At 69.4% G+C, this 12,067-nt stretch carries 11 protein-coding genes; 5 read left to right on the top strand and 6 right to left on the bottom strand.

Annotated features, from left to right (window positions below; genetic code table 11):
• Positions 1-17 precede the first annotated feature (17 nt).
• The 6 genes from ACQW02_RS05050 to ACQW02_RS05025 form a co-directional block, all read right to left on the bottom strand.
• Positions 18-2,345 (bottom strand): phage tail sheath family protein, encoded by a 2,328-nt coding sequence (locus ACQW02_RS05050; protein ID WP_431284180.1) that lies wholly within the window; start codon positions 2,343-2,345, stop codon positions 18-20.
• A gap of 374 nt (positions 2,346-2,719) precedes the next feature.
• Positions 2,720-3,886 (bottom strand): glycosyltransferase family 4 protein, encoded by a 1,167-nt coding sequence (locus ACQW02_RS05045; RefSeq protein ID WP_431284179.1) that lies wholly within the window; start codon positions 3,884-3,886, stop codon positions 2,720-2,722.
• Complete coding sequence (locus ACQW02_RS05040; RefSeq protein WP_431284178.1) at positions 3,883-4,974, bottom strand: glycosyltransferase family 4 protein; 1,092 nt, start codon at positions 4,972-4,974, stop codon at positions 3,883-3,885. Before ACQW02_RS05040 ends, ACQW02_RS05045 begins: the two co-directional genes overlap by 4 nt.
• 47 nt (positions 4,975-5,021) lie before the next feature.
• A complete protein-coding gene (fusA, locus tag ACQW02_RS05035) occupies positions 5,022-7,109 on the bottom strand; it encodes an elongation factor G (protein WP_431284177.1) in 2,088 nt (695 codons plus the stop codon).
• Positions 7,110-7,272: 163 nt separating this feature from the next.
• Entirely contained in the window at positions 7,273-7,686 is a 414-nt protein-coding gene (gene dksA / locus ACQW02_RS05030; RefSeq protein ID WP_431285862.1) for an RNA polymerase-binding protein DksA, read from the bottom strand.
• Positions 7,687-7,828: 142 nt separating this feature from the next.
• Positions 7,829-8,233, bottom strand: coding sequence for a flagellar assembly protein FliX (locus tag ACQW02_RS05025; protein ID WP_431284176.1), 405 nt, complete (start codon positions 8,231-8,233; stop codon positions 7,829-7,831).
• Positions 8,234-8,391: 158 nt separating this feature from the next.
• Here ACQW02_RS05025 and ACQW02_RS05020 point away from each other — a divergent pair, with 158 nt between their 5' ends.
• The 5 genes from ACQW02_RS05020 (at position 8,392) to ACQW02_RS05000 (ending at position 12,060) form a co-directional block, all read left to right on the top strand.
• On the top strand, positions 8,392-9,513 hold the full coding sequence (locus tag ACQW02_RS05020) for a flagellar basal body P-ring protein FlgI (RefSeq protein WP_431284175.1): 1,122 nt from the start codon (positions 8,392-8,394) through the stop codon (positions 9,511-9,513).
• Positions 9,513-9,833: a rod-binding protein gene (locus ACQW02_RS05015; protein ID WP_431284174.1), complete on the top strand. Its 321-nt coding sequence runs from the start codon at positions 9,513-9,515 to the stop codon at positions 9,831-9,833. Before ACQW02_RS05020 ends, ACQW02_RS05015 begins: the two co-directional genes overlap by 1 nt.
• Positions 9,830-10,234, top strand: coding sequence for a hypothetical protein (locus ACQW02_RS05010; RefSeq protein WP_431284173.1), 405 nt, complete (start codon positions 9,830-9,832; stop codon positions 10,232-10,234). Before ACQW02_RS05015 ends, ACQW02_RS05010 begins: the two co-directional genes overlap by 4 nt.
• 138 nt (positions 10,235-10,372) lie before the next feature.
• Complete coding sequence (locus ACQW02_RS05005; protein ID WP_431284172.1) at positions 10,373-11,086, top strand: RibD family protein; 714 nt, start codon at positions 10,373-10,375, stop codon at positions 11,084-11,086.
• Positions 11,083-12,060 carry a zinc-dependent alcohol dehydrogenase gene (locus ACQW02_RS05000; RefSeq protein ID WP_431284171.1) on the top strand — a complete coding sequence of 326 codons (978 nt, stop codon included), beginning with the start codon at positions 11,083-11,085 and terminating at the stop codon, positions 12,058-12,060. Before ACQW02_RS05005 ends, ACQW02_RS05000 begins: the two co-directional genes overlap by 4 nt.
• Positions 12,061-12,067: the final 7 nt, after the last annotated feature.

Genomic DNA, 12,067 nt, shown 5'->3' with positions numbered 1-12,067 from the left:
ACCCCTCCCCTGGTTTGTCAGACCTGACCCTGGCCGGCCATCTGCTGCAGTTTCACGATGACGAATTCGGCCGGCTTCAGCGGTGCGAAGCCGACGATGATGTTGACGATGCCAAGGTCGATGTCGGCCTGCGTCGTTGTGCTGCTGTCGCAGCGCACGAAATACGCCTCACGCGGGGATCGCCCCTGGAAAGCGCCCTGGCGGAACAGTGTGTTCATGAAGGCGCCGATGTTCAGCCGGATCTGCGCCCAGAGCGGTTCGTCGTTCGGTTCGAACACCACCCATTGCGTGCCGCGATAGAGCGATTCCTCCAGGAACAGCGCCAGCCTGCGGATCGGGACGTATTTCCATTCCGACGCCGCCTGGTCGCTGCCGTTCAAGGTGCGCGCGCCCCAGGCGATCGGGCCGAAGGCAGGGAAGTTGCGCAGGCAATTGAGGCCGAGTGGGTTCAGCACGCCGTTCTCGCCATCGGTCAGTTGCAGGTCCAGCGCCTGCACCCCGCGCAGCACGGCCTCGGTCCCCGCCGGCGCCTTCCAGACGCCGCGCGCGGCATCGGTGCGCGCATAGAGCCCGGCGATCGCGCCGGAATTGGCGAAGGAGCGTTGGCGATTGTTGTCCAGCGGATCGGCCGCCCGGATGCGCGGGAAATAGGCGGCGGCATTGGGGCTGCGCAGCGAGCCATGGGCGGCGAGCCAGGCACGCGCCTCGGCCAGCGTGTCCACGGCGGCGGGCATGTCCATGATGAAGAAGGCGCGGCGTTCGGTGGCATAGGCCAGCGCCTGCGCCAGCAAGCCATCATCCGACTGGTCGGGCAGGACCAGCAGGTTGAACAGGTCGGCATCCTCCAGCGCGAAAAGTCCCCGCCGGTCGGCCCTGCTGCCGATCAGCCCCGTGGGATTGGGCGGATCGCCATCGGCCCCCGGCACCGCCGCGCGCTGCGCCTGGACGGTCGCGCCGATCCCCAGCGCATAGGCCGCGACATTGGGGCTGACCGAGGCCCCGGTCAGGCCCATGGAGGTCGCGGTGACATCCGCCCCCGCATCGGCGAAGACCAGGCGCGCGCCCGGATTGCCCCCGCCCGCCGTGATCAGCAGCCGCCCATCCGAAAGCCGTACGCCGGCGCCGCGCAGCGCGGTGACGCTGGAGGCGCCAAGGGCCGCCTGCACCACATCCACCAGCGCCTGCACGCTGGCCGGCCGCGCGCCGGTCCCCCAAAGTGGCAGGTCCACCGGCCCCACATCCGCCTGGCCCGGCGCCTGCACCGTGACCCGGACGGAGGCCACGGCCGCCATGCTGTTCACATCCTGGATCGTCGTACCCAGCGTGCCGGTCTGGACCGGCCGGATGCGGGCAGCGCCCTCGACCTCCCGCCCGCCATTGGCCGGGCCGAAGCGTAGCGCGACCGCCGCGTTGCGCTGGCTGGCATTGCCGAGCCGCACCGACGATCCCTCCCCCTGTCCCGGCGGCGTGCCGGCGGTCCCGAGCAGCCGGTTGGTCGACACCGTGCAGGTGAAGTTCGCGAATCCCGGCAGGCCGGGGCGCAGCGCGCGCACCCGGGTCTCGATCCGTTGCGCCAGGGTCGCCAGCCGGGTTGCCAGGTCGGGACCGGCCAAGCTCGTCTCACCAGCGTCCAGCACGTCGAATTCGAAGGGGCCGTCGCCATCGATGCTGACCGAGATCCGCCGCCGGTCAGCGTTCAGTTGATCGATGTTCGCCACCGCCAAGGTGCCGCTGATCGCGGTCGCATCGAGATTGGCCACCACTGTGAGCGCCGTCGGCGGCCGTGCGAGGATGACGAGGTTGGAGCCGGCGTTGACCACGCTCGGCGCGTAATTCGGTGCCCGGCTGTTCATGCTGAGGTTGCGGAATTGTTCGACACGGGCGGGTTGCGGCCCCACGCCATTGTCGACCATCTCGGTCACCGTCAGGTTGAACAGGCTGCCCGGGCTGCTGCTGTCGTAGTTCACATCCAGCCGGAGCCCATTGCCCCAGGCCCCATCGGATGCGGCGGTCGCGGTCAGCACCACCGGGTCGCCGCCGGCCAGCCCATTGGCGAGGCCGACCGAGGCGGCCTGCGCACCCTGCGCCACCCGCACGATGATGCCGCGCGCCCCGCCGTTCAGGAAGAATTGCTGCACCGCATAGGACAGCGGCGCATCGGCCGTGAGCCCGCCGAAGCCGCGTTCGAAATCGGCGAAACTGAAGATCGGCACCGGGCGATTGACCGCGCCGCGCGCGGTATAGCCGACAAAGGCGGTGACCGATGTGGCAACACCGGCGATGGCGCGCACGCCGCTCGGCAATTCTTCAATATAGACACCCGGATAGCTGACGGATGTAGCCATCAGACGCCCCCCTTTTCCCCAAGACGACCGGCAGGGCGGATCGCTTTACGGGCGATACCGACCTGGCTGGCGTCAAGCGGCCCGTATTTTAGCGTCAGCCAAGTATCGGGGCTGCGACGGGGCGTTCGTTCTTTTCGCCATCCGCGCGGAGCCTAGGAGCCGTGTAACGGCTGACGCAAGCGGAAAATCCCCGCCGGCCGAGGCCCAGTCGCACAGGATTGTGATGTCGATTTTCCAAAATTTCGACAGTTGCTACCGTGCATCCAAAGTGATCGTCAGGACCTGCGACATGTGGCGCAAAAACGAACGGCGCCGTGAAAGGCTCGGCCGCACGGGCGTGATGCGCGCGTACCGGATCAGCGGATACAACCGGTTCAGGCGGTCGGCCGCGCCAGCAAGGCCGCGTAGTCGGGCGGTGGAAACGGCACGGGTTCGACCCGGCACCGGGCGGGATCACCGGCGATCTGCCGCAGCGAAGCGGCGGCGGCGTCGAGGTCCGGATCGGCCCATTCCATATCCGGGAAGTCATAGGTCGCCTGGGGGTCACGCGCGGGAACCAGGGCGAAGGGCACCGGGTAGACGCCGGGTCCGGTCATGAAATCCATGTTGCCCGACCAGCCGGTCGCGACCACGGGCAGGCCCAGCGCCATGGCTTCCGCCACGGCGAAGCCAAACCCCTCGGCCCGGTGCAGCGAGATCATGGCATCCGCGGCGGCCATCAGCGCCGAGAGGTCGGCGCCGCCCATGTCCCGGTCCAGCACGATGACATTGGGTCGCGCGGCGGCCGCGCGTGCGACGCCCTGCCAGGCTTCGCCGGCATGGGCGGTGCCATGCGTCTTCAGGACCAGCACGCGGTCGGGGCGGTCGCCAAAGGCCCGGGCATGCGCCTCGATCGCCCCCAGCGGATTTTTTCGCGCGACGGAGGAGCCTGCGTCGAACATGCACAGGGTGACGAAGGCATCGGCCGGCAGGCCGAAGCCGGCCCGGTCGATCGGCGATGGCGCCGGCATCGGGACGGGGTGCGGGACGATGGTGACAGGCGGCCCGCCGGGCGCACGCATCGCCGCCGCGCAGAATTCCGACGGAGTCCATATTTCATGGACGAAGCGCCGCCCCGGTTCCCAATCCGCCGGCAGGCGCGGCAGTTCCCAGGCCCAGTAGCCGATGATCCGCTTGCCACGCACGGCGCGCCGGCCAAGGACGTGCAGCGCCCAGGGCAGCATGGGTCCGTTCACATGCAGGACCAGTGTGCCCGGCCCGTCGGCGAGCTCGGCCGGCGGGTGCCAGGCGCCTTGCTTGTGCGGGTGGGTGATGTCGGCGCCATGGGCATCGATGCCGGCGGCGCGCATGGCGCCAAGCATGCGCCGGGCGCCCGAACCGAGCCCGGTAGAGGCGGTCAGGTAGCCCACCACTGTGACGGGGCCGCCGGGGGGCGGCTCGGGGCGGGTCGGACGCGGGGCGACCAGGGCCATGCCACGGAACAGCAGCGCCCGGCGCGGCCCGCGTGGCAGCATTTGCCAGAGCCGATGAAGCGGGTTCATCCGCGCCCGATCCCGATGGCGCGCAGTCCGGCGACGAGGTCGGCCGCCTGGGCATCCCAATCCGCCAGCCGGGCGGCAGCCGCCTGTCCGGCCGCGATGATGTCTTTGCGCGCGTCCGGGTCCATCAGGCGGGAGATCGCATCGGCGAGGGAGGCGGCGTCGACATCGGCCAGGATGCCGCCCTCGCCGTCGATCATCTGTTCGGACAGGCCGCCGACGCGGGTGGCCACGACCGGCACGCCGGCGGCGATGGCCAGCGGCAGGACGCCGGATTGGCTGGCCTCACGATACGGCAGGACGACGATGCCGGCGGAGGCGATCAGGCCGGGCATCTCAGCCTCCGGCACCCAGCGGGCGTCGGCGGTCACGCCCGGCAGGGTGGTGAGCCCGGGGGCGAGGGAGTCGGGATCGCCTTCGCCGACCAGGCGCAGGCGGGCATCGGGGTGGCGCCGCAGGACCAGGGGCCAGGCGTCGCGCAGCAGGTCCAGGCCCTTGTAGGCGCGCATCCGGCCGAAGAAGACGACATCGGCGGTGCGTTCGGCCGGTGCGGCGGGCTGGGTGACATGGGCGCCAAGAAACCCGCGGATCAGCGGCAGGTCGGGCACCTCGGCCGCGACCACCCGGCCCACGGCATCGGACAGCACCACGGCGGCGCCGGCCGCGCGCAATTCCCGCCGCAGCCGCCAGTGCCACAACAGAGCCGGGTCACCCGGATGCGGCAGGGCGTCATGGATGATCGGCACGAAGACCGCGCCGGTTCCGGCGATCGATGGCGCGACGATGGGCGTCCAGACGTGGCTCATCACCGAGATGACCACATCCGCGCGAAAATCCCGCACCTGGCGCCGAAAGGCGCCGATGATGGCGGGAAGCCGAAATGTCGAAGCGATAAAACCGGCGGGGCCGCGAAAGGTCGAAACCTGTTCGCAGGGCACGCCCACGGAGGCAAAGCCTTCCGCCAATTCACCCTGGGCCGAGACCGAGAGCGCCAGCGCCACATCGGGCCGCTTGGCCAAGGCACGGGCCAGGCACAGCGCATGCTGTGCCCCCCCGCCACGACGCCCCCAGTACCAAAGCAGGATGCGCATCGGTGCCGGGCCGCCCGGCGCCTCGGCGCCGGGCCCCATAATCGACCTTAGGCCGACTTCGCCATGATCTCGTCGGCGATGTTGCGCGGCACGGGATCGTAGTGATGGAACTGCATCGAGAAGGACGCGCGCCCCTTGGTCATGCCCCGCAGGTTGGAGATGTAGCCGAACATCTCCTTCAGCGGCACATGCGCCCGGACGATGACCGACGTGCCGGCCATGTCCTGCGACTGGATCACGCCGCGGCGACGGTTGAGGTCACCGACCACGTCACCGACGTGATCCTGCGGCGTGGTCACTTCCACGTCCATGATCGGCTCCAGGATCACCGGGCCGGCCTTCTTCATGCCTTCGCGGAAGCAGGCCTTGGCGGCGATTTCGAACGCCAGGGCGCTCGAGTCGACGTCGTGGTACTTGCCGTCCACCAGGCTGTACTTGAAGTCCACGGTCGGGAAGCCGGCCATGACACCGGTCTCGGCCTGGACCTTGATGCCCTTTTCCACCGCCGGGATGTATTCCTTCGGCACCGAACCGCCGACCACCGAGTTCGAGAACTCGATGCCCGTGTTTCGCTCCTTCGGCTCGAAGATGACCTTCACCTCGGCGTACTGGCCCGAACCGCCCGACTGCTTCTTGTGGGTATAGGTTTCGGTATGCGCCTTGGTGATCGTCTCACGATAGGCGACCTGCGGGGCGCCGATGTTGCAGTCGACGCCGTATTCGCGGCGCAGACGGTCGACGATGATCTCCAGGTGCAACTCGCCCATGCCGGACAGGATGACCTGGCCGGTCTCCTGGTCGGTCTTGACGCGCAGGCTGGGATCCTCGCCGGCCAGCTTGCCCAGGCCGAGGGACATCTTCTCGACGGCGTCCTTGGTCTTCGGCTCCACCGAGATGTCGATGACCGGGACCGGGAAGGCCATGCGCTCCAGCACCACCGGGTCGGAGGCATCGGCCAGGGTGTCGCCCGTGCCAGTGTCCTTCAGGCCCACGAAGGCGGCGATGTCGCCGGCCGTCACTTCCTTGATTTCCTCACGCTTGTCGGCATGCATCTGGAACATGCGGCCGATGCGCTCCTTGTGCTCCTTGGTCGTGTTCAGGACGGTGTCGCCGACCTTCAGCACGCCCGAGTAGACCCGCACGAAGGTCAGGTTGCCGTACTTGTCGTTGATGATCTTGAAGGCGAGGCCGGAGAAGGGCGCATCGACATTGGCCGGGATCACGCGGCGGTCGTCGTTGACCGATTCCTCGACGCCTTCCTCACCGGCGACCTTGATGCCGGGGACGTCGATCGGGCTCGGCAGGTAGTCCAGCACGCCGTCCAGCAGCGGCTGCACGCCCTTGTTCTTGAAGGCGGTGCCGCACATCACGGGGCGGAAGGTGCCATCGATCGTGCCGCGCTTGATGCAGCGCTTCAGCGTCTCGACCGAGACGTCGCCCTTGTCGAAATACTCTTCCATCGCCTCGTTATCGACCGAAAGGGCCGTATCGAGCAGGATCTGGCGGTATTCGGCGGCCTTTTCCTTCAGGTCGTCCGGGATCGGCGCGTCGTGGTAGGCAGCGCCCAGCTCGTCGCCTTCCCAGATGATCGCCTTCATCTCGACCAGGTCGACGACGCCGAGGAAGGTGTCCTCGATGCCGATCGGCAGTTGCAGGGTCACCCAGTTGATGCCGAGCTTTTCCGTCAGGGTCGCCGCGGCCTTGTAGAAATCGGCGCCGGTGCGGTCGAGCTTGTTGATGAAGATCAGGCGGGGAACGTTGTAGCGGTCGGCCAGGCGCCAGTTCGTCTCGGACTGCGGCTGCACGCCGGCCACGCCCTCGATGATGAACACGGCGCCGTCGAGCACGCGCAGCGACCGGTTGACTTCGATGTTGAAGTCGATGTGGCCGGGGGTGTCGATGATGTTGATCCGGTGGTCCTTCCACACGGCGGTCACGGCGGCCGAGGTGATGGTGATCCCCCGCTCGCGCTCCTGCTCCATGTAGTCGGTCGTCGTGTTGCCGTCATGGACTTCGCCGATGCGGTGCGACTTGCCTGTGTAATACAGAATCCGCTCGGTCGTGGTCGTCTTGCCGGCGTCGATGTGCGCCGTGATGCCGATATTGCGGATCAGGTCGAGCGAAATGCGCGCCACGGGGGGCCTCCATGCAAATGCGCGGGCGCGTGGCGGCAACCTGCCGCCGGCCCGGTTCAGAATCTGGTTTGGTCGTTATGACGGGCGCCTTCTGCGCCGTCGGGGGCCGGATTGCAAGTGATCCAGGCCCGGAAAGGGCCGGGAAGACGAACAGTCTAGCCGATCAATCGTCGCGGTGCACGCGTTCCATGCGTTCGTGGCGTTCCTGCGCCTCGATCGACAGGGTGGCGATGGGGCGGGCTTCCAGCCGGCGCAGGCCAATCGGCTCGCCGGTTTCCTCGCAATAGCCGTAGGTGCCGTTCTCGACCCGGTCCAAGGCCTGGTCGATCTTGCTGATCAGCTTGCGGGCCCGGTCGCGGGTGCGGAGTTCAAGGGCGCGGTCGGTTTCGACGCTGGCGCGGTCGGTCAGGTCGGCTTCGACAATGCCGCCCTGGCCCATGGAGGACAGGGTTTCCCCCGCTTCCCTGACCAGGTCGCTGCGCCAGCGCAGCAGCTTCTGGCGGAAATAGGCCAGGTGCTGGCCGCTCATGTATTCTTCATCAGCGGAGGGGCGGTAGTCCGGCGGCAGCGTGATCAGCATCGCGTCGATCCCCGATTTATTTGTTGGCCCCCGCGACCAACACCCCTTTGGGCGCCGGAGCCTTATCGTGCGGCGCGCCCGGTGCCAAGGGGGTTCGATTCGGGAACCAAGGCCCCAAACGGTTGATGCAGCGCGATTTTCATGGATTTGCAGCTTTTGCTGCCGCTTCCCGCGCCAGTTCTATGCGCGCCCGGGTCCGAATCCCTTTCAAAATGACCTCAAGGGCCGGATCGGCGGCCGGTGGGAGGGCCGCCGCGGCGTGCAACGCGGCCGCGGCCGTGCGGTCGCCGCCCAGCAAGGCCCCCTGCAGCCCGCGGAACGCATCCAGTGCCGACCCCGCCTGGTCCTCAAGCGATCGCCGCGGCGTGTCACGCTCCGCGTAGTCCTGTTGCAGCACGACCGCGCGGGCGACGGGGGCCGCCCCGCTCAGGTCGCGGACGCGGTCATCCGGCTCCGGCAGGGCGAAGCCCGACCCGTGGCGGATGCCGCGCCGGGCGGCCGCGGCCAGGGGCGCGTTTGGCCGGACTACACCGCTTGCCAGCATGACCACCCTCCTTGCCTCGGCAGCCCTTGCCGCCGGGCCAGCCGTTTCTTGATCCGGCCCGGCAAGGCTTGCCGGGTTTTCGCCTCCCCCGGCTGGCACGCCTCTCGCCAAGGGTCGTCCGAACCCCCGCTTATCAACCGGGGTTCCGGAGATGCATTTTGCGCAGCAATCCTTTCGCAAGGATCAAGGTCGCAGCACTTGTCCTCGCGTTCCTGCTCGCCTTCGGGGCGGCCGCCACGGCGCAGGTGCGGATCAAGGACATCGCCGACATCGAAGGGGTCCGCGACAACCAGTTGGTCGGCTATGGGCTGGTCGTCGGCCTGCCGGGCACGGGCGACCGGCTGCGTTCGTCGATCTTCACCCGCCAGTCGCTGGTCGGCATGCTGGAACGGCTGGGCGTGAACACGCGCGATTTCGAACGCCAGTTGGATACGCGCAACGTCGCGGCGGTCATGGTGACCACCAATCTGCCCGCCTTCTCCCGGCCGGGCAGCCGGATCGATGTCGCGATCTCCTCGCTCGGCGATGCGACGAACCTGACGGGCGGCACCTTGCTCGTCACCCCGCTGCTGGGGGCGGATGGGGAGGTCTATGCCGTCGCCCAGGGTGCCGTCGCCACGGGCGCCATCGCCGCGCGCGGGGCGGGTGCCAGCGTCATGCGCGGGGTGCCGACCTCGGCCCGCATCTCCTCGGGCGCCATCGTGGAGCGCGAGGTGCCCTTCACTCTGCCGAACCAGCAGGCGCTGCGCCTGGCCTTGCGCAACCCGGACCTGACGACCGCGCGGCGCATCGCCGCGGCGATCAACCGGGTGTCGGGCGGCCATGTCGCGACCGCGACCGATCCGCGCACCGTGACGCTGGCCCTTGGCGGGCGGGATCCGGTCAGTTTCCTGGGCGATATCGAACAGTTGCGCGTGCTGCCCGACCAGGCGGCGCGGGTGGTGATCGAGGAAGCCTCCGGCACCATCGTCATGGGCGCCAATGTGCGGATCAGCACGGTCGCCATCGCCCAGGGCAACCTGACCATCCGCATCACCGAAACGCCGCAGGTCAGCCAGCCCAATGCCCTGGGCGCCGGGCAGACGGTCGTGACGCCGCAGACCCAGATCGAAGTGGACGACCAGCGCGAACGGCGCATGGGAATCCTGCCCGGCTCGGTCACGTTGCAGGACCTGGTGCGCGGGCTGAACAGCCTGGGCGTCGGCCCGCGGGACCTGATCACCATCCTGCAAACCATCAAGGCCGCCGGCGCGCTGCAGGCCGATCTGGAGGTGAGGTAATGACCAGCCCCATCAGCACCATCCGCCCGGGTGCCGCAGCCCCCGCCCCGGCGATCGTTGCCCGGACGGCCCAGGCGTTCGAGGCGCAGACGCTCGGCGCCCTGCTGCAACCGATCTTCGCGACGGCGGAGGCAGCGACATCCAGTTTCGGCGGCGGCTCGGCCGAGGCCGCCTGGCGCCCGATGCTCGTCGATGCGATCGCGACCCGCATGGCCGCCGCGGGCGGGATCGGGCTTGCCGCGTCGGTCCAGGCGGAAATGCTGCGCATGCAGGCGGCGAACCAGGGCACCACACCCACCACCGAAGGAACCCCGCCATGATGCAGTCCCTGCTGAGCTGCGGCATACGCTTGGCCGAAGCGCTGCGTGCCGAGAACGAAGCCCTGGCCGCGATGGACCTGGCGCAGGCGGCGACGATGACAGATGCCAAGATGGCGGCGACGGATGCCTTCGCCGCGGCCTGGAATTCGGCCAGGCACGCTGGCCCCCAGGCCGCATCGACCCCCGCCCAGGCGGCGGCGGCGGCCCTTGCCGACAGGCTTGCGCATCTGTCGGCGGAGAACCGCCGCCTGCTGGAACACGCGATCGCCTTGCAGGCGCGGGTGATCGAGACGATCGCCGGGGCGGCGATGCCGCGCGGGGCGCCACCGACCTATGGCCAGTCCGGCGCGCGGGCCACGATGCGCGCGACATCGCCGGTGGCGCTGTCGTCACGAGTCTGAAGGAGGGGCCTGAAGGGCCGCGCCCTTCCGGCGGCGCGGCCGATGGGCCATACAACGCGGTGAATGACAGACGCAGCGACAGATGCCGCCTGGGCAGCGCTCAGCGCGAGGGCGTGGGGCGAGGATGACCTGGCCGCCTTGCCGGACCATCCCCTGTCGCGGCTTTTCGCGCCCGTCCTCGACGCGCCCAACCGTCTGCGCGCCTGCATGGTGGTGGGCCGGCTGGCGCAATCGCTCGATGGGCGGATCGCGACCGCGAATGGCGCGTCGCAATGGATCGGCGGGGCCGAGGACATCCTGCATACGCATCGGCTGCGCGCGCTGTGCCATGTCGTGCTGGTGGGCGCCGGCACGATCGCGGCGGATGATCCGCAACTGACCACGCGGCTGGTGCCGGGGCCGCATCCGCTGCGGGTCGTGCTGGACCCGGCGCGCCGGCTCGGCGCCGCGTATCGCGTTTTCCAGGAAGGTCCGCCGAGCATGCTGGTCACGACCACGGCCGGCCCCGATACCCATGGCCAGGCCGAGGTGCTGCGCGTGCCGCCCGACGTCAGGACAGGCTGCGATCTCGCCGCCCTGCTGGCGGTGCTGGCCGGGCGCGGGCTGACGCGGGTTTTTGTGGAAGGCGGCGGCGTGACCGTGTCGCGTTTCCTCATGGCAGGGCTGCTGGACCGGCTGCATGTCACGATCGCGCCGCTGATCCTGGGTTCGGGCCGGGCGTCGTTTGTCCTGCCGGAGGTGCAGTGCATCGCCGACGGGCTGCGCTGCCCCTGGGCGGTCTATCCGCTTGGCTGCGACATCCTGGTGGACATGCAGTTGGACGGCGCCCGCCCAAGGCAGCCGGCGGCATGATGGCGCGGGCCTTCTGGACCGTCGCGCCCGGCCAGGGCGTGCTGCGCGACGAAGTCCTGCCCCCGCGCGCGCCCGACCAGGCGCTGGTGCGGTGCCTGGCGACGGCGATTTCGCGCGGGACTGAACGGCTGGTCTTCACCGGCCGCGTGCCGGAATCGCAATGGGCGGCGATGGCCTGCCCGATGATGCAGGGCGCCTTCCCCTTCCCCGTCAAATACGGCTACGCGGCCGTGGGGCTGGTCGAGGATGGGCCGGAAGCACTGCTTGGCCGGCGCGTCTTCGTGCTGCACCCGCACCAGGACCGTTTCCTGGCACCGGCCGGCATGTGCGCGCTGGTGCCCGATGGCGTGCCCGATGCCCGCGCGACCTTGGCGGCCAATATGGAAACCGCGCTGAACATCGTCTGGGACGCGCGGCCGGTGCCGGGGGAACGGGTGCTGGTCATCGGCGCCGGGGTCGTCGGCCTGCTGGCGGCCTATCTGTTGTCGCGATTTCCCGGCATCGACCTGGTGTTATGCGACAGCGATCCGGGCCGTGCCGCCCTGGCGGCGTCGCTCGGCCTGCGCTTCTGCCTGCCGGATGCGGCGACGCAGGCGCATGAGTTGATCGTGCATGCCAGCGCCAACCCCGAGGGGTTGCGCCTGGCGCTGCGGTCCGCGGCGTTTGAGGCGCGTATCCTCGAAGCCTCCTGGTTCGGCGACACCGTCTGCAACCTGCCGCTGGGCGAGGCGTTCCATTCGCGCCGCCTGTCCCTGATCAGCACCCAGGTCGGCGCGGTCAGCCCGGTGATGCGCGGCCGGCGCAGCTATGCCGAACGGCTGGGCCTGGCGCTGTCGCTGCTTGACGACCCGCGGCTGGATGCGTTGATCGGTACGCCGACCGCCTTTGCCGATCTGCCCGCCCGCATGGCGGGGCTGCTGGGGCTGGACGGCGGCCCCGCCGGTGCCCCCTGCCCCGTCGTCACCTACGCCTGAAGGAATT

The organism is Humitalea sp. 24SJ18S-53, from assembly GCF_050632385.1.
GTDB lineage: Bacteria > Pseudomonadota > Alphaproteobacteria > Acetobacterales > Acetobacteraceae > Humitalea.
Note: the sequence above shows the minus strand (reverse complement) of the source record. Positions and strands in the feature narration are given on the sequence as shown.